17 protein-coding genes and 1 pseudogene are annotated in these 21787 nt (G+C 71.3%); 6 read left to right on the top strand and 12 right to left on the bottom strand.

The window, feature by feature from the left end:
• From ARTHRO9V_RS07220 to ARTHRO9V_RS07205, 4 genes are read right to left on the bottom strand one after another with little or no spacing between them, the layout of a single operon-like run.
• The gene (locus tag ARTHRO9V_RS07220; protein WP_082460257.1) at window positions 1-492 is read right to left on the bottom strand and encodes a hypothetical protein; all 492 of its coding nucleotides are present in this window, start codon (window positions 490-492) and stop codon (window positions 1-3) included.
• Window positions 493-538: 46 nt separating this feature from the next.
• On the bottom strand, window positions 539-907 hold the full coding sequence (locus ARTHRO9V_RS07215) for a hypothetical protein (RefSeq protein ID WP_159826401.1): 369 nt from the start codon (window positions 905-907) through the stop codon (window positions 539-541).
• Window positions 904-1803, bottom strand: a complete 900-nt coding sequence (gene truB, locus ARTHRO9V_RS07210; RefSeq protein ID WP_159826399.1) for a tRNA pseudouridine(55) synthase TruB — start codon at window positions 1801-1803, stop codon at window positions 904-906. The genes ARTHRO9V_RS07215 and truB overlap by 4 nt, the downstream gene beginning before the upstream one ends.
• 46 nt (window positions 1804-1849) lie before the next feature.
• Complete coding sequence (locus tag ARTHRO9V_RS07205) at window positions 1850-2404, bottom strand: hypothetical protein (RefSeq protein ID WP_159826397.1); 555 nt, start codon at window positions 2402-2404, stop codon at window positions 1850-1852.
• Between the two features lie 68 nt (window positions 2405-2472).
• Here ARTHRO9V_RS07205 and ARTHRO9V_RS07200 point away from each other — a divergent pair, with 68 nt between their 5' ends.
• Entirely contained in the window at window positions 2473-3342 is an 870-nt protein-coding gene (locus ARTHRO9V_RS07200) for an A/G-specific adenine glycosylase (RefSeq protein WP_236556961.1), read from the top strand.
• Window positions 3343-3370: 28 nt separating this feature from the next.
• On the opposite strand, the gene rbfA is transcribed toward ARTHRO9V_RS07200, so the two are convergent.
• Together rbfA and infB are read right to left on the bottom strand one after the other, a co-directional pair.
• On the bottom strand, window positions 3371-3910 hold the full coding sequence (rbfA, locus tag ARTHRO9V_RS07195; RefSeq protein WP_159826395.1) for a 30S ribosome-binding factor RbfA: 540 nt from the start codon (window positions 3908-3910) through the stop codon (window positions 3371-3373).
• A gap of 101 nt (window positions 3911-4011) precedes the next feature.
• Window positions 4012-6647: pseudogene (gene infB / locus ARTHRO9V_RS07190) on the bottom strand (translation initiation factor IF-2); the annotation flags it as partial.
• Window positions 6648-6681: 34 nt separating this feature from the next.
• Here infB and ARTHRO9V_RS07185 point away from each other — a divergent pair.
• Window positions 6682-7743 carry an NADH:flavin oxidoreductase/NADH oxidase gene (locus tag ARTHRO9V_RS07185; protein ID WP_159828525.1) on the top strand — a complete coding sequence of 354 codons (1062 nt, stop codon included), beginning with the start codon at window positions 6682-6684 and terminating at the stop codon, window positions 7741-7743.
• Between the two features lie 125 nt (window positions 7744-7868).
• Here the strand turns inward: ARTHRO9V_RS07185 and ARTHRO9V_RS07180 are convergent, their stop codons facing one another.
• The 3 genes from ARTHRO9V_RS07180 to ARTHRO9V_RS07170 all read right to left on the bottom strand — a co-directional run bounded on the left by ARTHRO9V_RS07180 (window position 7869) and on the right by ARTHRO9V_RS07170 (window position 11951).
• On the bottom strand, window positions 7869-8909 hold the full coding sequence (locus tag ARTHRO9V_RS07180; protein WP_056046041.1) for a hemolysin family protein: 1041 nt from the start codon (window positions 8907-8909) through the stop codon (window positions 7869-7871).
• Window positions 8906-10357: a hemolysin family protein gene (locus ARTHRO9V_RS07175; protein ID WP_159826391.1), complete on the bottom strand. Its 1452-nt coding sequence runs from the start codon at window positions 10355-10357 to the stop codon at window positions 8906-8908. The genes ARTHRO9V_RS07180 and ARTHRO9V_RS07175 overlap by 4 nt, the downstream gene beginning before the upstream one ends.
• Before the next feature lie 157 nt (window positions 10358-10514).
• Window positions 10515-11951: a GuaB1 family IMP dehydrogenase-related protein gene (locus ARTHRO9V_RS07170; RefSeq protein ID WP_159826381.1), complete on the bottom strand. Its 1437-nt coding sequence runs from the start codon at window positions 11949-11951 to the stop codon at window positions 10515-10517.
• Between the two features lie 122 nt (window positions 11952-12073).
• Here ARTHRO9V_RS07170 and ARTHRO9V_RS07165 point away from each other — a divergent pair, with 122 nt between their 5' ends.
• Window positions 12074-15847, top strand: a complete 3774-nt coding sequence (locus tag ARTHRO9V_RS07165; protein WP_159826379.1) for a multifunctional oxoglutarate decarboxylase/oxoglutarate dehydrogenase thiamine pyrophosphate-binding subunit/dihydrolipoyllysine-residue succinyltransferase subunit — start codon at window positions 12074-12076, stop codon at window positions 15845-15847.
• A gap of 675 nt (window positions 15848-16522) precedes the next feature.
• Here ARTHRO9V_RS07165 and ARTHRO9V_RS07160 read toward each other — a convergent pair.
• Genes ARTHRO9V_RS07160 through ARTHRO9V_RS07150 form a run of 3 tightly spaced genes read right to left on the bottom strand, consistent with a single transcriptional unit; the run spans window position 16523 to window position 17952 of the window.
• Window positions 16523-16963, bottom strand: a complete 441-nt coding sequence (locus tag ARTHRO9V_RS07160; protein WP_056046047.1) for a GNAT family N-acetyltransferase — start codon at window positions 16961-16963, stop codon at window positions 16523-16525.
• A 60-nt stretch (window positions 16964-17023) separates the two neighbouring features.
• Complete coding sequence (locus tag ARTHRO9V_RS07155; RefSeq protein WP_043593711.1) at window positions 17024-17269, bottom strand: zf-HC2 domain-containing protein; 246 nt, start codon at window positions 17267-17269, stop codon at window positions 17024-17026.
• Window positions 17266-17952, bottom strand: a complete 687-nt coding sequence (locus ARTHRO9V_RS07150) for a sigma-70 family RNA polymerase sigma factor (protein ID WP_082460271.1) — start codon at window positions 17950-17952, stop codon at window positions 17266-17268. Before ARTHRO9V_RS07150 ends, ARTHRO9V_RS07155 begins: the two co-directional genes overlap by 4 nt.
• A gap of 96 nt (window positions 17953-18048) precedes the next feature.
• Between ARTHRO9V_RS07150 and aroA the strand changes: the two genes are divergently transcribed.
• The 3 genes from aroA to ARTHRO9V_RS07135 all read left to right on the top strand — a co-directional run bounded on the left by aroA (window position 18049) and on the right by ARTHRO9V_RS07135 (window position 21764).
• Window positions 18049-19464 (top strand): 3-phosphoshikimate 1-carboxyvinyltransferase, encoded by a 1416-nt coding sequence (aroA, locus tag ARTHRO9V_RS07145; protein WP_159826377.1) that lies wholly within the window; start codon window positions 18049-18051, stop codon window positions 19462-19464.
• Between the two features lie 73 nt (window positions 19465-19537).
• On the top strand, window positions 19538-20668 hold the full coding sequence (rsgA, locus tag ARTHRO9V_RS07140; RefSeq protein ID WP_123570299.1) for a ribosome small subunit-dependent GTPase A: 1131 nt from the start codon (window positions 19538-19540) through the stop codon (window positions 20666-20668).
• 334 nt (window positions 20669-21002) lie between these two features.
• Window positions 21003-21764, top strand: a complete 762-nt coding sequence (locus tag ARTHRO9V_RS07135; RefSeq protein WP_207114183.1) for an inositol monophosphatase family protein — start codon at window positions 21003-21005, stop codon at window positions 21762-21764.
• The last annotated feature ends 23 nt before the right edge of the window (window positions 21765-21787 follow it).

The following is a 21787-nucleotide window of genomic DNA, read 5'->3' as shown; positions in this document are numbered from 1 at the left end:
CTACCTCGTCGTGCCCGGGTCGCGAGGGACCCCACCGGCCCCCACGCCGTCGGCACCCGCCCCGTCGACCCCCGAGGCGTCGACGGCCCGGGCCACGCGGCCCTGCCGGCGCAGCCACAGGATGCCGAGCACGGGCAGGACGAGCGGCACGAAGCCGTACCCGCGACCGAAGAACGACCACACGGTGTCGTGCGGGAAGAGTTCGGGGTCGAGCACGGTCACGAGACCGATGATCAGGACGCCGGCGAGCTCGAAGCTGATGGTCGCCCAGGCGACGGCGTACCACCCCTGGCCACGGCCGATGAGCGCCACGGTGGCGACGATGTAGACGACGGCCGACAACGCGCTCAGGGTGTAGGCCAGCGGAGCCTCGGAGAACTGGGTCGCGATCTGGAAGACCGACCGACCGGTGGCGGCGAGGGCGAGGAGGGCGTACACGGCGATGAGGACCCGGCCGAGGCCGACCGCGCGCGTTGACTTCTGAGTGACCATCTCGTCAAGGATAGGACTCCGACGCCTCCACCGCCGACCGGGTGGGTCAGAGGCCCTGGACGGTCCAGATCTGGAACATCCGGTAGACCATCACCGCGATCGCGAACGACGAGGTCGCCAGCACGAGGTTGCTCCAGCGCGTCCGGTCGACGAGCGCCCAGACCGTCGCGAGGGGCGGCAGGAGGATGGCCGAGACCAGGTAGATGTAGAACTCCACGAGGTTGCCCGTCGGTGCGTTGCCGACGAAGGGAGCGACGATCGCGACGACCAGCTGCACCAGCAGGAGCAGCAGCACGACGGCACCCGTGCCGACGGTGATGTCGTCGGGCTGACGCTTGGCGAAGCAGGCGACCACGCAGACGATGCCGGCCATGACGGCCACCACGACCTGCACCCAGGTGAACCACTCGATCATGCCTGCACCTCGTCGGTCGGGAAGTTCACGATGGGCTTCGCGGCCCCGCCCCGCACCGAGACCAGGCCGGCGAGGGCGCCCGTCGGGGTGACCGCGGCGACGGGCCCCGGGGTGTCGGCCAGATCGACGGCCACGCGCTTGCCGTGCCCGAGGTCGACGGCCTCGGCAGCGGTCATCGACCACTCGGGGAAGAGGGTGCGGGCGACGTCGACGGGAGGGAGCAGCGCCGGGGCGACGTCGATGCCCTCGAGGACGGAGGCGCGGGTCACGTCGAACGGCCCGACCCGCGTCCGACGCAGTGCGGTCAGGTGTCCCCCGACGCCGAGGTCGGCTCCGAGGTCGCGGGCGAGGGCCCGGACGTAGGTGCCGGACGAACACGAGACCCGCACGTCGAGGTCGCGCACGGGCACACCGTCGACGACGGTGTCGCGCCGCTCGAGCACGGTGAACTCGGAGATCGTCACGTCGCGGGCCTTCAACTCGACCTCGACCCCGGCACGGGCGAGGTCGTAGGCGCGACGGCCGTCGACCTTGATCGCGCTGACCGTGGTGGGCACCTGGCTGATCGGCCCGGTCAGTCGCGCGATGCCGGCGTCGACGGCGTCGTCGGTGACGTCTCCGGCCGCGGTCGTCGAGACGACCTCGCCGTCGCTGTCGTCGCTGGTGGTGGAGACGCCGAGGCGGATGGTGGCGTCGTAGCCCTTGTCGAGGCCGACCAGGAAGGTCAGGAGGCGCGTCGACGAGTTCAGGCCCAAGACCAGCAACCCCGTGGCCAGCGGGTCGAGCGTGCCGGCGTGGCCGACCTTGCGCGTGCCCGCGGCCTTCCGCACACGGGAGACCACGTCGTGGCTGGTGATGCCCTGCGGCTTGTCGACGAGGAGGAGACCGCTGTTCACCCGACGACGTTAGCGCAGCAGGACCGCGACCAAGCCGGGGACGCGCTCAGCACGCGTCGTCGAAACGTCGACGGGGGTGCTCGCGGTCGGAGTTGTCGACGACGGCCGAGGCCCTGGCCCGGGCGTCGAGTCGCGAGTCGTCGGCCGTGACCCACACCCGGTAGTGCCACAGCCCCGCGAGGCCGGGGCGGGCGAGGTCGGTGCCGTCGACGAGCAGCACCGCGTCGGCGGGGCCCGTGACCCAGGCGGACTCGACCGCACGGTCGGCGTCGGCGTCCCAGGCCCGGTCGACCCAGCCCGTGCTGCCGCCCATCCGGAACGGCTCGACGAGCACCCGTCGGAAGAGGCTCTCGTCGAGGACCGGAGCGGAGTCACGAGATGCCCCTGCGGGCCGTTTCTCGAAGCCGGCGAGCGAGGCACGGAACGCCGCGTGGCCCTGCTCGCGGAAGGCCTCGAGGAGGTCGTCGGCGAGACCAGCCGCACCCGCGCCTCCATCGCTGTCGATCGCGACGAGCACGCGTCCGCGCCCGTAGTTGTGCACGATCTCGGTGGCGAGTTCGCGCAGCGTGTCCTTCTTGGCAGGGGCCCATCGGGTGGTCATGAGGCCACCGTACGCCCGACGGCCGGGACCTCGCCGGGCACGCCCTCGACGAGCCGTAGGCTCGTACGGTGAGCATCTCCCCCGCCGTGGCCGCCTGGTTCCGCGAGAACGGTCGCGACCTCCCGTGGCGGCGTCCCGGCTTCACGGCCTGGGGCACGCTGGTCAGCGAGATCATGCTCCAGCAGACCCCCGTGGCCCGCGTCGTGCCACGACTCGAGCAGTGGCTCGACCGCTGGCCCACACCACGCGACCTGGCGGCGTCACCGGCCTCCGAGGCCGTGCGCGCCTGGGAACGCCTCGGCTACCCGCGTCGGGCCCTGGCCCTCCACGCCGCCGCCGTGGCCATCACCGAGCGACACCACGGGGTCGTGCCGGAGGACGTCCCCTCGCTCCTGGCACTGCCCGGCATCGGCGACTACACCGCACGGGCCGTCGCGGTCTTCGCCTACGGCCACCGGCACCCCGTCGTCGACACGAACGTCCGCCGGGTCCTGGCCCGTGCGGTCGAGGGACTCGCCGAACCGTGGGCGCCGAAGGCCTCGCGCGACCTCCCCCTGATGGAGTCGCAGCTGCCCGACGACCTCGAGGAGGCGCGGGTCACGAACGCGGGCGTCATGGAGTTGGGTGCCCTGGTCTGCACGGCGCGGTCACCGAAGTGCGACGTCTGCCCGCTGGTCGACCGATGCGCGTGGGTGCTGGCGGGTCGTCCTGCACACACCGGGCCGCGCCTCCGGACCCAGGCCCGCTTCGAGGGATCGGACCGCCAGGTGCGCGGATTGATCCTGGCCGAGCTGCGGGCCAGCGACGTCCCCGTCACGGCGGCCGAGATCGCGACCGTCTGGCCGGACGACGTGCAATGCGCGAGAGCCCTCGCCGGGCTGCTCCGTGACGGTCTGGCCACGGGGTCGCCCGACGAGGGCTATCGCCTGCCCGACTGAGGCGGGGGCGTCCTGACGGGTGCTCTGGCTAGCGGGTCGAGCCGTCGGGCTCGGTCGACTCGCCTGCGGCGGGTGCCTCGAGCTCGTCGTCCATCGCCAGGTCGTCGTCGAGTTCGTCGTCCGCGTCGAGGTCGTCGTCCGCGTCGAGGTCGCGGGGCTTGACGTACGGGTCGGCGTCGCCGGCGTACTCGGCCGACGAGGCCATGGTCTGGCTCTCGTGGTCGCGCTGGCGAGCTTCTTGCAGCAGACGGTCGATCGAGGCCGCGTTCTCGGGGAGTGCGTCGAGGATGAACTCGAGGCTCGGGGTGAGCCGCGCGGTGATGTTCTTGCCCACCTCGCTGCGCAACATGCCGGTCGCCGACTTGAGGGCGGCACCCGTGTCGCGCCGTTCCTCGTCGGTGCCGTAGACCGTGTAGAAGACCGAGGCGTGCTGCAGGTCTCCCGTCACCTTGACGTCGGTGATCGTCACGAACCCGAGTCGAGGGTCCTTGATGCCGCGTTCGAGACGCCGCGCGATGATCTCGTGGATGCGGTCGGCCATCTTGCGGGCGCGTTGCGCGTCAACCATTGTTCACTCCTGTTCGTGCTGCTCGCCGCCGTGGCGAGAGGGGTGAGGCCCCGCCCCGACCGTAGTCGGAGCGGGGCCTCGTGTACTGCGACGACGCCGGGTCAGCCCCGGGGCTTCTCGACCATCTCGATGGTCTCGATCTCGTCGCCGATCTGGATGTCGTTGAACTTGCCGAGACCGATGCCGGCCTCGAAGTCCGTCCGCACCTCGGTGACGTCGTCCTTGAAGCGACGCAGCGAGTCGATCGCCAGGTTGTCGCCGACGACGACGCCCTCGCGGATCACGCGGGCACGAGCGTTGCGGGTGATCGTTCCCGAGCGCACGATGACACCGGCGATGTTGCCGACCTTCGACGAGCGGAAGATCTCGCGGATCTCGGCGACACCGGACTGCTTCTCCTCGAACTCGGGCTTGAGCATGCCCTTGAGCGAGTTCTCGATGTCCTCGAGGGCCGCGTAGATGACCGAGTAGAACCGGACGTCGACGCCCTCGCGAGCAGCGCGCTCACGAGCCTTCGTGTCGGGACGGACGTTGAACCCGATGATGACCGCGTTGTCGACCGTGGCGAGGTTGACGTCGCTCTCGGTGACGGCACCCACACCGCGGTGGATGATGCGCAGCTGCACGCTGTCGTCCACCTCGATCTTGAGCAACGATTCTTCCAGCGCCTCGACGGCACCGGACACGTCACCCTTGATGATGATGTTGAGGGCTTCGACCTTGCCCTCTTCGAGAGCACGGGTGAAGTCCTCGAGCGAGATGCGCTTGCGGGCCTTGGCCAGCGAGGCGTTGCGCTCGACGGCTTCGCGCTTCTCGGCGATCTGACGGGCGGTGCGGTCCTCCTCGGTGACGAGGAAGGTGTCACCGGCCCGGGGAACGCTCGACAGACCCTGGACCAGCACGGGCCGGCTCGGGTAGGCCTCGTCGACCGAGTCGCCGTTCTCGTCGACCATGGCGCGGACGCGGCCGTAGGCCGTACCGGCGACGATGGCGTCACCGACGCGCAGCGTGCCCGACTGGATCAGGACCGTCGCGACGGCACCGCGACCCTTGTCGAGACGGGCCTCGATGGCGACGCCGCGGGCGTCCTTGTCGGGGTTGGCGCGCAGGTCGAGACCGGCGTCGGCCGTGAGCAGGACGGCCTCGAGGAGGGCGTCGATGTTCTTGTTGTCACGGGCCGACACGTCGACGAACATGACGTCTCCGCCGTACTCCTCGGCGACGAGGCCGTATTCGGTGAGCTGCTGACGCACCTTCGCCGGGTTCGCGCCCTCTTTGTCGATCTTGTTGACCGCGACGACGATCGGCACGCCGGCCGCCTGGGCGTGGTTCAACGCCTCGACGGTCTGCGGCATGATGCCGTCGTCCGCCGCGACCACGAGGATCGCGATGTCGGTCACCTGGGCACCACGGGCACGCATGGCGGTGAACGCCTCGTGACCGGGGGTGTCGATGAAGGTGATGGCGCGCTCGACGCCCTCGTGCGGAGCCCACACCTGGTAGGCGCCGATGTGCTGCGTGATGCCACCGGCCTCGCCGGCGACCACGTTGGCGTTGCGGATCGCGTCGAGCAGACGCGTCTTTCCGTGGTCGACGTGGCCCATGACCGTGACGACCGGGGGGCGGATCTGCAGGACGGACTCGTCCTCGTCCTCGAGCTCTTGCTCGAGGTCGATGTCGAAGCCCTCGAGGAGCTCTTTGTCTTCGTCCTCGGGCGAGACGACCTGGATGTTGTAGCCCAGCTCTTCGCCGAGGACCTGGAAGGTGGCCTCGTCGAGCGACTCGGTCGCCGTCGCCATCTCACCGAGGTGGAACAGGACGGTCACCAGGTTGCCGGGGCTCGCGTCGATCTTGTCGGCGAAGTCGCTGATGGACGCACCACGACGCAGACGGACGATCGTGTTGCCGTCGCCGCGGGGGACGCTGACGCCACCCAGCGACGGGGCCGACCGCATCTCGAACTCGGCCCTCTTCGTCCGCTTCGACTTGCGTGCCTTGCTCTTGCCGCCACCACGACCGAACGCACCGGCGGTTCCGCCACCGGGGCCGCGGCCTCGACCGCCACCACCGGAGGGACGGGGCCCGCTGAAGCCGGGACGGAAGCCACCGGCCGCGCCGGGGGCACCGGCGCCGGGACGCTGGAAGCCACCGCCGGCACCACCGGGACGACCCGCGCCGCCACCGGCGGGACGCTGACCGAAGCCGTTGGGACGGGGGCCGGCACCGACGCCGGGACGCGGAGCGCCCGGACGAGGAGCACCGGGACGGGGAGCCTGCGGGCGCGGGCCCGCGGCGCCGCCGGGACGGGGCATGCTGCTGGCCGCACCGGAGCCGCCGGGACGAGGAGCACTGGGGCGCCCCATGCCCTGGTTGCTGGCGAAGGGGTTGTTGCCGGGACGAGGGGCACCGGGGCGCGGGCCGCCGGGCTTGGGACCCGCGGCGCCGGGCTTGGCGGCGTCGTCGGCCGGAGCTGCCGCGTCGTCCTTGGCTGCGGCGGCTGCTGCGGCACGCTGTGCCTCGGCCTGGGCCTGGCGCTCGGCGACCGTCAGCGGGGCGACGGGTGCGGGTGCCGCGTCGACGTCGGGCTCGGCAGCCGCCACGGGGGCGGGCGTCGGCTCGGCGACGGGAGGCTTGGGGGCTGCCGGACGGGGGCCGCCGGGCTTGGGCGCCGAGCTCGCGGGCTGCGCAGCGGCACCGGCCGAGGGGGCCTTGGCGGCGGGGGTCGCGGGCTTCGCGGNCCCTCCGACTCCCCCGTCGGTCTCTTCGACCCCATCACCCTGCGCGGCCAAGCCTTCCGCAACCGCCTCTGGGTCGCGCCGATGTGCCAGTACTCGGCCGAGCTCGAGGACGGCGTCCCCATCGACTGGCATCTCGTCCACCTGGGCTCGCTCGCCCGGGGAGGCGCGGGTGCGGTCATCGCCGAGGCCACGTCGGTCACGCCCGAGGGTCGCATCTCGCCGCAGGACCTCGGTCTCTGGAACGACGCCCAGGTCGAGGCGTTCCGCCCGATCACGGCCTTCATCCGCTCGCAGGGTTCCGTGCCCGGCGTCCAGCTCGCGCACGCCGGCCGCAAGGCCTCGACCTTCCGCCCGTGGAGCGAGACGCAGGGCACCGTCCCCGCCGAGCAGGGCGGATGGACCACGGTCGCCCCGTCGGCCGTCGCCTTCGAGGGCTACGACGAGCCCGTCGCGTTGACCACCGAGGCGGTGAGCGACCTCGTCGAGGCGTTCAGCGTCGCCGCGCGCCGCTCGATCGACGCCGGCTTCGAACTGATCGAACTGCACGCCGCCCACGGCTACCTGCTGCACCAGTTCCTCTCGCCGCTGAGCAACTCGCGCGACGACCAGTACGGCGGGTCGCTCGAGAACCGTGCGCGCTTCCTGCTCGAGGTCGTCGCGGCCGTCCGGGCCGAGGTCGGCGACGAGTACCCGTTGCTCGTCCGTTTCTCGGCCACCGACTGGGCCGACGGCGGCTGGGACGAGGACGACACCGCCACCGTCGCGGCCTGGGCGCACGATGCCGGCGCCGACCTGTTCGACATCTCGACCGGCGGCCTCGTCGCCGGCGTGAGCATCCCCGTGGGCCTCGGCTACCAGGTGCGCTTCGCCGAGCACGTCCGGACGCAGGGCCGCGTCGAGACCGGGGCCGTCGGCCTCATCGTCGGTGCCGAGCAGGCGAACGAGGTCGTGGCCAGTGGCCAGGCCGACGTCGTGCTGATGGCGCGCGAGTTCCTGCGCGACCCGCACTTCCCGCTCCGCGCCGCGGCCGAGCTCGGGATCGAGCTCGACTACACGCCGCCGCAGTACCAGCGGGCGCCCTTCCGCGCGCACTGAACCGGGCGCGGCCGGCCGAACACGGCTGACCGCCCGGGGGCCGTGACGGTCCCGGACGACGCGACCCGCGCCTCCTCACCCCTCGGGGTCAGGAGGCGCGGGTCGCGTCGTCTGCGCGGGCTCGCTCAGCGACGCCGGGTCGCGTCCTGGACCTCGCCGATCAGCTCTTCGAGGATGTCCTCGAGGAACAGCACGCCGCGCGTGGCACCGGTCTCGTCGAACGAGCGGGCGACGTGGACGCCGCTGCGGCGCATGGTCGCCAGGGCGTCCTCGAGCTCGGTCCCCTGGAAGATCGAGATCAGCTGACGGATGCGCTTCGGCGGCACCGGGTCGGCGAACTCGTCCTCGTCGAGGTCGATGACGTCCTTGAGGTGCAGGTACCCCGTGGGGTCGCCGCCGTCGTCGACCAGCACGTACCGCGAGAAGCCGCGTTGGGCGACCGCCCGCTCGACGTCGTGCGGCGTGGCGTCCTCGGGCAGGGTGACGAGCTCGGCCATCGGGACGGCCGTCTGCGCGACGGTCTTCTCGGTGAACTCGAACGCCGCGCGCACCGTGCCGGTCGCGTCGGTGATCATGCCCTCGCGCTGCGACTGGGCGACGATCGTCGCGACCTCGTCGACCGTGTAGGCGCTGGTCGCCTCGTCCTTCGGCTCGACCTTGAAGGCCCGCAGCACGGCGTTGGCCGAGTGGTTGAGGGCCAGCACGACCACGTGCAGGACGCGCGCGATCGCCACGAGCGGCGGGGCCAGCAGGAGGGCGGCACGGTCCGGGAGGGAGAACGAGATGTTCTTCGGCACCATCTCGCCGAACACGACGTGCAGGAACGACACGAGCACGAGCGTGATGACGAAGCCGACGACGCTGACCAGCTCGGGGCTGAGCCCGGTCCAGGCGAGTGGCCCCTCGAGCAGGTGGTGGATCGAGGGCTCGGACACGTTGAGGATCAGCAGAGAGCAGATGGTGATGCCGAGCTGCGTCGTCGCGAGCATCATCGTCGCGTGTTCCATGGCCCACAGCGTGGTCTTCGCCGCGCGACTGCCGGCCTCGGCCTTGGGCTCGATCTGCGAACGACGAGCCGAGATGACGGCGAACTCGGCGGCCACGAAGAACGCGTTGCCGGCCAACAACACGACGAGCCAGACGATGCCCCACCAGTCGCTGCTCATCGGGTCACCTCTTTCGTGCGGACCGCGCGACGGTCGTCCTCGACGCCCGTGCGCACCTTCTCGGGCAGCACCTTCGGGTCGCGTCGGCCCGACCGGTCGCGCTCGTCACGCCCGTCGCGGCGGCCCGGCTCGGTCGCCGTGGCCTCGACCACGTCGTCGGGCGTGGGCGTGAAGCGGATGCGATCGATGCGCCGCCCGTCGAGCCGTTCGACGCGGAACGCGCCGTCGTCGGTCTCGACGACGTCGCCGACCTTGGGCAGGCGGCCCAGCTCGCTCATCAGCCAGCCGCCGACGGTCTCGTAGGGGCCGTCCTCCGGCACCTTGACCGAGGCGCGCTCGAGCAGCTCGTCGGGACGCAGCAGACCGGGGAAGGTCAGCCAGTTGCGCGACCGGACGACGTCGACCCGGCTGCGGTCGTGTTCGTCGCTGACCTCGCCGACCAGCTCCTCGATGAGGTCCTCGAGGGTGACGACGCCGGCGGTCCCGCCGTACTCGTCGACGACGACGGCCATCTGGTAGCCGCGACCCCGCACCTCGCCCAGCAGGTTGTCGAGGGTCATCGTCTCGGGGACGCGGACGGCATCGGTCAGCAAGGCGGACACGGGCACGTCGACCCGCTTCTCGCGCGGCACCGAGACGGCCTGCTTGACGTGGACCAGGCCCACGACGTCGTCGATGCCGTCGTCGGTCACCGGGAACCGTGAGTAGCCGGTGCGTCGCGCCAGTTCGAGGACCGTCTCGGCGGAGTCGCCGCGCGCGACGGTCGAGAGCCGGGGCCGCGGGGTCATGACGTCGGACGCGGTGTGGTCGCTGAACACGAGCGTCCGGGCGAGCAGGGTCGCCGTGTCGCGGTCGAGGCTGCCCTCCGTGGCCGAGCGTCGCACCAGCGACGACAGCTCTTCAGCCGTCCGGGCACCCGACAGCTCTTCTTTCGGTTCGATGCCCATGGCGCGCAGCACGGCGTTGGCCGTGTTGTTGAGCAGGGCGACCGCGGGCTTGAACACCGTGGTGAACAAGACCTGGAACGGGATGACCAGCTTCGCCGTCTTCAGCGGCAGGGCCAGGGCGAAGTTCTTGGGCACGAGCTCGCCGATGATCATCGACAGCAGGGTCGCGACGACGATCGAGACGATCGGGGCACCGACCGCGACGACCCCCTCGGGCACGCCGACCGCGGTGAGCGGCGGCGACAGGAGGCGCGAGATCGCGGGCTCCATCGTGTAGCCGGTCAGGAGGGTCGTGAGCGTGATGCCGAGCTGGGCGCTCGACAGGTGCGTCGACGTGATGCGCAGCGCCCCGATGGTCGGGGCGAGCCCCTTCTCACCTCGGGACTGACGGGCCTCGAGGTCGGACCGGTCGAGGTTCACCAACGAGAACTCGCTGGCAACGAAGAGTCCGGTGCCCACGGTGAGCAGCAGGCCGAAGGCGAGCAGTATCCACTCGTTCACCGGGTTCCGTCACCCCGCTCGGAGGGCATGGCGCCCGAGGTCAGGAGGCGCGGCGTGCGATGGTGCGTGGGTGCGGTCGTCTGAGACGGAGGGTCATCCATAGACGGGAGATCTTACGGCACGTGCACGCTTTCCGTCGCGCGACCTCGGCCCCGTCTCACCAGCTGACGGGGAGCGCCTTGCCCTCTTCGTAGCCGGCCGCCGACTGGACGCCGACGAGCGCTCGCTCGGCGAACTCGGGGACCGACCGAGCCCCCGCGTAGGTGAACGAGCTGCGGACGCCCGAGGTGATCATGTCGAGGAGGTCCTCCACTCCGGGACGCAGCGGGTCGAGGTAGATCTTCGACGACGAGATGCCCTCGGCGAAGAGCGTCTTGCGGGCCAGTTCGTAGGGGTCGAGGCGCTCGAAGCGACCGCGCACGGCCTTGGTCGAGGCCATGCCCCAGCTCTCTTTGTAGAGGCCGCGCTCGTCGCTCGCCAGCTCGCCCGGCGCTTCGATGGTGCCGGCGAACCACGAGCCGATCATCACCGACGACGCACCCGCCGCGAGGGCGAGCGCGACGTCGCGGGGGTAGCGCACCCCGCCGTCGGCCCAGACGTGCGCGCCGAGGGAACGGGCGGTGGCGGCCGTCTCGAGCACGGCCGAGAACTGGGGACGGCCGACGGCGGTCATCATGCGGGTGGTGCACATGGCGCCCGGCCCGACGCCGACCTTGACGATCGAGGCGCCGGCCGCGACGAGGTGGCGAACGGCCTCCTCGGTGACCACGTTGCCGGCGACGATCGGCAGGCCCAGGCCGAGGGCCGACACCGCCTGGACGGCCCGGATCATGCCGTCCTGGTCGCCGTGGGCCGTGTCGATCACGAGCACGTCGACGCCCGCGGCGGCGAGCGCCCTCGCCTTGCCGGCGACGTCGCCGTTGATGCCGACCGCCGCGGCGACGCGCAGCCGACCGTCGGCGTCGACCGCGGGCTGGTAGATCGTCGAACGCAGCGCGCTCTTGCGGCTCACCGTGCCGACGACCCGACCGTGCCGCAGCACGGGCGCGAAGTGGATGTCGGCCGCGACCATGCGGTCGAAGGCGTCGCGGGGGCTGTCGACGTCGTCCGCGTCGAGCGAGGTCAGGGCGCCGTGCAGCAGGTCGCCGAGCACCGCGTCCCGCGGAGCCGTCGCCAGGCGCGAGGTGGCGATGCAGCCGAGGTACGCCCCCGTGCCGTCGTGCAGGACGATGCCGTGGCCCTCGACGGCCGGGACGACGGAGAGCGCCTGCTCGACGGTCTGCCCCGCGTCGAGCGAGTACGGCGTGTCGTAGTCGACGGGCTGGTCCTTGACCCAACGGATCGCGGCGTCGAGGTCTTGGAGGTGCATGTCCTGCGGCAGGACGCCGAGGCCGCCCCGACGCGCCAGCGCCGCCGCCAGGCGTGGGCCCGTGACCGAGTTCATGTTGGCCGACACGATCGGGATCGTGGCACCGGTGCCGTCGCCCGGGGAGAGGGACACGTCGAGCCTGCTGGTGATCGACGACCGGCTCGGGACGAGGAACACGTCGGAGTAGGTCAGATCGTGCGTGGGGGTCGTCTCGTAGAACCGCATGGGTCCACGGTAATCCCTGTGAGTCGTCCCGCCGAGGACCGGCCGTTTGCGCTTAAGGTGGAGGAGGTGGGCGTCGCAGCCCACGCACTGATCAACAATCAACGGAGAGTGGGCGATCGGCTGTGTCAAGCCACGTGACCGGTACAACTGACGACGGCGCTGCAGCCGAGTTCGGGGCCAACGAGTGGCTCGTCGACGAGCTCTACGAGCAGTGGGTGGTCGACAAGAACTCGGTCGACGAGTCGTGGTGGCCGATCCTCGAGGCCTACACGCCGCCCGAGGGCGGATCAGCCCCCACGTCGCCCTCCGCACCGTCCGTCGAGACCGCACCCGCGCCTCCTGCGTCGTCCGCTGCCGCTCCGGCCGCTGAGGCGACCGCACCCGCCGCCGCTGCGACCGCCGGCCAGAAGGCCGCCGCGCGCACCACCTCGATCGAGCCGGCGGCGAAGCCGATCCCGGCCCAGGTGCCCGACAAGGCCAAGGCGAAGCCCGCCTCGGCCGGCGAGCAGCCCACGCCCGAGGCCGAGAACGTGGTCTCGCCGCTGCGGGGCATGGCCAAGTCGCTCGCCACGAACATGGACGCCAGCCTCACCGTGCCCACCGCGACGAGCGTCCGCACGATCCCGGCGAAGCTGATGATCGACAACCGCATCGTCATCAACAACCACCTCAAGCGCGCCCGCGGCGGCAAGGTGTCGTTCACCCACCTGATCGGTTGGGCCCTGGTCCAGGCCCTGAAAGAGTTCCCCAGCCAGAACGTCTTCTACGACGAGGTCGACGGCAAGCCGTCGGTCGTCACCCCCGCGCACGTCAACCTCGGCCTCGCGATCGACATCCCGAAGCCCGACGGCACCCGGGCCCTGCTCGTTCCCGGCATCAAGAAGGCCGAAGAGATGCACTTCGGCGAGTTCCTGACCGCCTACGAGGACATCGTCAAGCGCGCCCGCGACAACAAGCTCGCCGCGGCGGACTTCCAGGGCAACACGATCTCGCTGACCAATCCCGGCGGCATCGGCACCGTCCACAGCGTGCCCCGCCTGATGAAGGGCGCGGGCGCCATCATCGGTGCCGGTGCACTCGACTACCCGGCCGAGTTCCAGGGGTCGGCCTCGAAGACGCTCGTCGAGCTGGGCATCGGCAAGACCATCACGCTCACCAGCACCTACGACCACCGGGTCATCCAGGGCGCGGGCTCGGGCGAGTTCCTCAAGAAGGTGCACGAGCTGCTGATCGGTCAGCGCGGCTTCTACGAGGACATCTTCGCGGCGCTGCGCATCCCCTACGAGCCGATCCACTGGAACGCCGACATCAACGTCAACCTGGCCGAGCGCGTCAGCAAGACGGCCCGCGTCCAAGAGCTGATCAACAGCTACCGCGTGCGCGGCCACCTGATGGCCGACATCGACCCGCTCGAGTACCGCCAGCGCACGCACCCCGACCTCGCGATCGAGAGCCACGGGCTCACCTTCTGGGACCTCGACCGCGAGTTCGTCACCGGTGGCCTGGGCGGCCGTACCCACGCCCTGTTGCGCGACATCCTCGGCATCCTGCGCGACTCGTACTGCCGCACCATCGGCGTCGAGTACATGCACATCCAGGATCCTGCGCAGCGCAGGTGGATCCAGGACCACCTCGAGGTGCCCTACACGAAGCCCTCGCACGACGAGCAGATGCGCATCCTCGCGAAGCTCAACGAGGCCGAGGCCTTCGAGACCTTCCTGCAGACGAAGTACGTCGGCCAGAAGCGCTTCAGCCTCGAGGGCGGCGAGTCCACCATCTCGCTGCTCGACACGGTCATGCAGCACGCCGCCCGCGAAGGCCTCGACGAGGTCGCCATCGGCATGGCCCACCGCGGCCGCCTCAACGTGCTGACGAACATCGCCGGCAAGACCTACGGTCAGATCTTCCGCGAGTTCGAGGGCACGCAAGACCCGAAGACGGTCCAGGGCTCGGGCGACGTCAAGTACCACCTCGGCACCGAGGGCGAGTTCACGAGTGCCGTCGGCGAGACCATCCCCGTGTACCTGGCGGCGAACCCGTCGCACCTCGAGGCCGGCGACGGCGTGCTTGAGGGCATCGTGCGCGCCAAGCAGGACCGCGGCACGCCCGGGGCCTTCAGCACGTTGCCGATACTGATCCACGGTGACGCGGCCATGGCCGGGCAGGGCGTCGTGGTCGAGACGCTGCAGATGTCGCAGCTGCGCGGTTACCGCGTCGGCGGCACCATCCACATCGTCATCAACAACCAGGTGGGCTTCACCACCCCGCCGTCCGAGTCGCGCACGTCGGTGTACTCGACCGACGTCGCCAAGACGATCCAGGCTCCGATCTTCCACGTGAACGGCGACGACCCCGAGGCCGTGGCCCGCGTCGCCGAGCTCGCGTTCTCGTACCGTCAGCAGTTCAAGCGCGACATCGTCATCGACCTCGTGTGCTACCGCCGACGCGGTCACAACGAGGGCGACGACCCCTCGATGACCCAGCCGCTGATGTACAACCTCATCGAGCAGAAGCGCTCGGTGCGCACCCTCTACACCGAGGCCCTCGTCGGCCGGGGCGACATCACGCAGGACGAGTACGACGGGGCGCACCGGGACTTCCAGGAGCGCCTCGAGCGCGCCTTCGCCGAGACGCACGCCGCGCAGACCGGGTCGATCCCCGTCGTGACGAACGACGACGGCGACGTCGCCGACCTCGAGCGTCCCGTGGCCCAGCAGGACGACGCCCGGGGCGAACCCGAGACCACCGGGGTGTCGCTCGAGCTCGTCCACGACATTGGTGACGCCCACGACAACCCGCCTGCCGGGTTCTCCGTCCACCCCAAGCTGCAGCAGCTGCTCAAGAAGCGCGTCGACATGAGCCGCAACGGCGGCATCGACTGGGCCTTCGCCGAGCTGCTGGCCTTCGGCTCGCTGCTCACCGAGGGCACCCCCGTGCGCCTCGCGGGCCAGGACAGCCGACGCGGCACCTTCGTGCAGCGGCACTCGGTGCTGCACGACCGCGAGAACGGCCAGGAGTGGCTGCCGCTGCAGAACGTCGCCGACAACCAGGCGAAGCTCTGGATCTACGACTCGCTGCTCAGCGAGTACGCGGCCATGGCGTTCGAATACGGCTACTCGGTCGAGCGGGCCGACGCGCTCGTGCTGTGGGAGGCGCAGTTCGGCGACTTCAGCAACGGCGCCCAGACGGTCATCGACGAGTTCATCTCGTCGGCCGAGCAGAAGTGGGGTCAGCGCTCGAGCGTCGTCCTGCTGCTGCCGCACGGTTACGAGGGCCAGGGCCCCGACCACTCGTCCGCCCGCATGGAACGCTTCCTGCAGCTCTGCGCCGAGGACAACATGACGATCGCGCGGCCGTCGACACCCGCGTCGTACTTCCACCTGTTGCGTCGTCAGGCCTACGCCCGCCCGCGTCGTCCGCTCGTGGTCTTCACCCCGAAGGCCATGCTGCGGCTGCGCGGGGCGACCAGCGGGGTCGACGCCTTCACCTCGGGTCGCTTCGAGCCGGTGCTCGACTGCACGCGGGTCTCCGAGCCCGAGTCGACCAAGCGCGTCGTGCTGCACAGCGGCAAGATCCACTACGACCTCTCGACCGAGCTCGACAAGCGAGGCGTCCAGAACGACGTCGCGCTCGTCCGCCTCGAGCAGCTCTACCCGCTGCCCCTCGACGAGATCCGCCGCGTGCTCGACCGCTACCCGTCCGCCGAACTCGTCTGGGCGCAAGAAGAGCCCGAGAACCAGGGGGCCTGGCCGTTCGTCGTGCTCGAGCTGCAGAAGCACCTCGATCGACAGATCCGCGTGGCGTCGCGTCCCGCGTCGGCTTCGCCGGCCGCCGGCTCGAACAAGGCGAGCGCTGCGCAGCAGGCGACCCTGATCGCCGAGGCACTCGACCTGTAGGCGGCTATCCGACCGACCGTGGCCGCGCCTCCTTCAGGAGGCGCGGCCACGGTCGTCTCGCGCGTCGGCAACTCAGGAGAACCGTGCCCGCCGGGGACGGCCCCGGGCTGAACGACGGCAAGAGGCCTGACGTGCCGACGCGGATCGATTCGGGGCCGCGGGACGGGCCGACGGACGGCGCTTGCACCGGCCCCGGTCCACCCGGGTTCGAGTCCGCGTCCCGCTGTCGGCAACTCAGGACTCCTGCTGCCGCAGCGGGCGCAGACACCCCGATGTGCAACCGTTCTCCGGAATTGCCCACACACACGCCCGCGACGAACGGCAACCGCACCGGCACCAGCACCAGCACCGGCACCGGCACCGGCACCGGCACCGGCATCGGCATCGGCATCGGCATCGGCATCGATGGTCGACCCCGGGAGCGGACCCGTGCCGCCTGTCGGCAATTCAGGACTCCTGCGAGCGCAGTCCCAGTCCAGCCGCGTCACGACGACACCGGCCAGGAGTTACCGGCGCACGACGCACGAGGCACGACGCGTCACCCGCGACACCGCTGGCCGCGGAGGGAGTCGGCACCGCGGCGAGGGATCGCGCCTCAGGGCTGGGCCGTCACCGGGACGGCGCGGCCAGCACCGGGAGGGCGGCCAGCGTCAGGAGGAGACGGGACCGCCGCGGTCAGACGAGCTTCGAGTAGCGGACGCCGGCCTCGTGGTAGCCGCGCTTGCGGTAGAACCGGTTGGCCGAGTCGGTCGCGGCTGCCGAGACGGCGTTGAGAACGCGCGCCTGGTGCCCGCGGGCCCAGGACTCGAAGTGCCCCAGCAGGTACGAACCGACGCCGTCGCGGCGGGCCTCGGCCGACACGACGAGCAGCAGGAGCTCGGCCGTCGGCGCGTCGTCGTTGTACGCCCACACGACGTGACCGCCGGCCACGGCCGTGATGCGCCCGTCGTCGCCGCGGACGACCCACGTCTCGTGCCCCGCGTCGGCCGTGAGCCGGGTCAGGCGTGCGGACAGGACGTCCGCGTCGAGCGTGTAACCGAGCAGGCCGATCAACGACACGAGGTCGTCGAGGTCGCTGGCGGTCGGGATGCCGAGGGGCTGCACCGTTGCGGTCATGCCACGACGCTAGCGCAGCCGTTCGTCATGTGACGACCGGCCGGGCACGGAGCGCGACGACTAGCGGTGGGCGGACTGCAGCTCGCGCAGGCGCGCGAGCACCGTGGCACGCAGGTCTTCGGGTGCAGTCTCGCGGCAGGCCCGCTGGACGGCCTCGGTCAGCACGACGCCGACCTTGTGCTCGCCCGAGCAGTCGCCGCAGTTCGCCATGTGCTCGCGGATGTCGGCCGCGTCCTCGCGGCACAACTCGTTGTGCAGGTAATCTTCGAGCTCGGCCTTGGCCTTGGTGCAACCACAGTCGGTCATTTCTTTCCGCCCTTCGACGAGCCGACGGGAACGGCGATGCCACGATCGCGTGCGTAGTCGGCGAGGAGTTCACGGAGCAGGCGACGGCCGCGGTGCAGGCGGCTCATCACGGTGCCCACGGGGGTCTTCATGATGTCGGCGATCTCTTGGTACGAGAAGCCCTCGACGTCCGCGAAGTACACGGCCATGCGGAAGTCTTCGGGGACCTTCTGCAGGGCGTCCTTCACGGCGCTGTCGGGGAGGTGGTCGATCGCCTCGGCCTCGGCCGAGCGGGTGGAGCCGGAGGCGCGGGTCGCCGACTCGGCGCCGCCCATCTGCCAGTCTTCCAACTCGTCGATCGTGCCCTGGTACGGGTCGCGCTGCTTCTTGCGGTACGTGTTGATGAACGTGTTGGTCTGGATGCGGTAGAGCCAGGCCTTCAGGTTCGTGCCCTGCTGGAACTGCGCGAACGCCGCGTAGGCCTTGACGAACGTCTCTTGCACGAGGTCGCTCGCGTCGGCCGGGTTGCGCGTCATGCGCATGCCCGCGGCGTAGAGCTGGTCCATGAACGGCAGCGCTTGTTCTTCGAACAGGGCGCGCTTCTCGGCGTCGGCGTCGACCGCCTCGAGGGCGGCGTCGACGTCGGCCTCGGTCGGTTCGACGGCGGCGGTCGGTGTGGGCTCGTGGCCCTCGGGGGTGCTCATCAGGGCCGATTCTAGTTCGGCGACGGTGATTTCCCTCGGTGCGAGTGCGACAGGCACAGGTCCTCCAGGTTCTTGCTGCATTACTGTGGTGAACCGATGCAGGTGTACAGGTATTCCGGGCCCGAGTTCTCTCCCTACGGCGACGGGAAGGTTCCCGAGGTCGACGAGGGGCGCTGGGTCGCGCCCACCGCCTCCGGGCCGTTGCGCGCCTCCTCGTCCCTGCCCGGGTCGAAGTCCCTGACGAACCGCGAACTCGTGCTGTCGGCGCTCGCCTCGTCGCCGTCGACGCTGCGGCTGCCGCTGCACTCCCGAGACACGGCGCTCATGATCGAGGCGCTCAAGGCCCTGGGCACGACGGTCGCCGAGTTCCCGAACGACTCCCCCTTCGGCCCCGACCTGGTCGTCACGCCCGGCGAGCTGCAGGGCGGCGCGACGATCGACTGCGGCCTGGCCGGCACGGTCATGCGCTTCCTGCCCCCGGTCGCCGCCCTCGCCCTCGGACCGGTCACCTTCGACGGCGACGCCGGAGCCCGCAAGCGCCCCATGCGCACGACGATCGACGCCCTGCGCGCCCTCGGCGTCGAGGTGAACGACGACGGCCGGGGCGCGCTGCCCTTCAGCCTCTACGGCACCGGCGAGGTCGAGGGCGGCGACGTCGAGATCGACGCGTCGGCCTCGAGCCAGTTCGTCTCGGGGCTGCTGCTGTCAGCCCCGCGCTTCGAGCGCGGCCTCACCCTGACCCACACCGGCGAACGCCTGCCGAGCCTGCCGCACATCGAGATGACGATCGACGCGCTCGCCCAGCGCGGGGTCGAGGTCGCCTCGCCCGCCGTCGGCACCTGGATCGTGTCGCCGACGCCGATCGCAGGGCGCGAGGTCGTCATCGAACCCGACCTGTCGAACGCGGCGCCGTTCCTCGTGGCCGCCCTGGTCGCGGGCGGCACCGTGTCCATCCCGCACTGGCCCGCCGACACGACCCAGGTCGGGGCCGACCTGATCGACCTGCTGCCGCTCTGGGGTGCGTCCGTCACGCTCGACGGCGACACCCTCACCGTCGACGGCGGCGTGGGCCTCGTCGGCGGCGGCTCGCTGCCCGGCGTGGACGTCGACCTGTCCCGCGGTGGCGAGCTCGCCCCGGCGCTGGTCGCCCTCGCCGCCCTGGCGTCGGGCCCGAGCACGATCACCGGCATCGGCCACCTGCGCGGCCACGAGACCGACCGCCTCGCGGCCCTCGCCGCCGAGATCAACGCCCTCGGAGGCGCGGTGACCGAACTCGAGGACGGCCTGCGCATCGAGCCGTCCCCGCTGCACGCGGGCCAGTGGCGCACCTACGAGGACCACCGCATGGCGACGGCGGCGGCGATCATCGGCCTCGCGGTCGAGGGGGTCGAGCTCGACGACGTCCGGGTCGTCGGCAAGACGCTGCCGCAGTTCGTCGAGTTGTGGGACGAGATGCTCGGCCGGTCCGTCCGCCAGAGCCCCGCCGACATCGACCTGCTCGGCTTCCTCTAGGCGCCGGGCCGACGACGATGAGCGGGGCACGGCGCAGGACGAGCGGGGCACGGTCGACGATGAGCGAGGCACGATGAGCTGGTGGAGCGACGGCGACGACGCCGAGGACGAGGGCGACTACGCCCAGTACGACGAGAGCTCGGTGCGGGTGCGCCCGAACCCCAAGGGCAACAAGCCGCGCACCAAGCAGCGCCCGGCCTACGCGAACGCCGAGGAGGGCGTCGTCTGGACGGTCGACCGTGGCCGCTACGGCGTGCTGATGGACGCCGGCACCCCCGACGAACGCGAGATCACGACGGCACGGGCCCGCGAGCTCGGCAAGAAGAGCGTCGTGACCGGTGACCGCGTCGGCGTCGTCGGGGACACGAGCGGCTCCGAGGGGTCGCTCGCCCGCATCGTCAAGGTGCACGACCGCTCGACCCTGCTGCGGCGCAGCGCCGACGACAGCGACGCGGTCGAGCGCGTCATCGTCGCCAACGCCGACCAGATGCTGATCGTCGTCGCCGCCGCCGACCCCGAGCCCCGGCCCCGCCTGGTCGACCGCTACATGGTGGCGGCGTTCGACGCCGGGGTCGAACCGATCCTCTGCATCACCAAGACCGACCTCGCCGACCCGGCACCGTTCGCGGCGCACTTCTCGTGCTTCGACCTGCGCATCGTCACGACGACCTCGACCTCGTTCGACGAGGTCGCACCCGGCGGGCAGGTCTCCCCCGCGCTCGACGAGCTGCGCGGCGTCCTCGACGGCCACGTGACCGTCACGGTCGGCCACTCGGGCGTCGGCAAGTCGACCCTCGTCAACGCCCTGACCGGGTCGCGTCGCGAGGTGGGCGTGGTCAACGCGGTCACCGGTCGCGGACGGCACACCTCGTCGTCGACCGTGTCGTTCAAGGTGCCGACCGGCGGCTGGATCGTCGACACCCCCGGCGTGCGGTCGTTCGGTCTCGGGCACGTCGACCCCGAGAACATCCTCAAGTCGTTCGCGGCGCACGCGATCCCGGCCGAGGGCGAGCCGGTCGACGGCATCCCGCTGGCCGAGGCCCACGACTGGGAGATCGTCGACCGCATCGAGGCCGGCGAGCTCGGCGACGTCGGCCGCGAACGGCTCGAGTCGCTGCAGTCACTGCTCGCGTCCAAGGGCGGCGTGAGCGCGCGCGACCTCGCGGCCGCGGCCGACGACGCCCGCAGCGACGAACTCGGCTAGTGCGCCGACGCGTCGCACCGCACTCGGTCGCTCGGCGTCGGCCGATCCGCGCCGGTGCCGACCGCGCGACATCGCACCGCGTTTCGTGCGGCACACCTGGACTAGTCGCGATGCCGTGCACGAAACGCGGTGCAGTGAGGTGCAGGGCGGGCCGGGGCGGACCGGGGCGGCGGTGAGGTGCGGCGCGGGGCCTTGCGGTGCGGCGTGGGCCGGGGCGGCGGTGCAGGAGGGTCGAGCAGGGCGGGCTGGGTACGCTGACGGGGTGACCGATGCTGCCGAGCCGACCCGCGCCTCCTCGTCCGACCGATCCACCGGGACGCCCTGGGCGGACGACCTGGCGCTCGCGCTCGAGCTGGCCGACCTGGCCGACGCGATCAGCACCGAGCGGTACCGGTCGGCCGATCTGCACGTGTCGCTCAAGCCCGACCGCTCGCACGTGACCGACGCCGACCAGGCCGTCGAGCGGGCGATCCGCGACCGGGTCGCCGCCGCGCGGCCCGACGACACCTTCTACGGCGAGGAGTACGGCCACGACGCTCCCTCGCACCGCCAGTGGGTGGTCGACCCGATCGACGGCACGGCGAACTTCCTGCGCGGGGTGCCGGTCTGGGCGGCGTTGATCTCGCTCGTCGTCGACGGGGTGCCCGTGGTGGGCGTGGTCAGTGCTCCCGCGCTCGGCCGGCGCTGGTGGGCGACGCAGGGCGGCGGGGCGTTCTCGACCGAACATGACGGGCCGCTGCGGGTGTCGGGCGTGCGCGACCTGGCCGACGCGTCCCTGAGCTTCAACGGGCTCGAGTACTGGATCGACGCCGGGCGCCTGCCACAGCTGCTCGACCTGACGAGCCGCGTCTGGCGGACGAGGGCCTACGGCGACTTCTGGTCGTACATGCTCGTCGCCGAGGGCGCGCTCGACGTCGCGGGCGAGTTCGACCTGCAGCCCTACGACATGGCCGCCGTGGCGGTCGTCGTCGAGGAGGCCGGCGGACGCTTCACCAGTGCCGACGGCCGGCCGGGGCCCTGGCACGGCACCGCGATGGCGACGAACGGACTGCTGCACGAAAGCGTCCTCGGGGTCGTGGCCGCGCCTCCTGCCTGATCGGCACCGGCGGACGAGGTTCA

Origin of the sequence: Frigoribacterium sp. 9N (genome assembly GCF_902506305.1) — a bacterium.
Lineage (GTDB): Bacteria > Actinomycetota > Actinomycetes > Actinomycetales > Microbacteriaceae > Frigoribacterium.
This window is presented reverse-complemented; position numbering and strand designations above follow the sequence as displayed.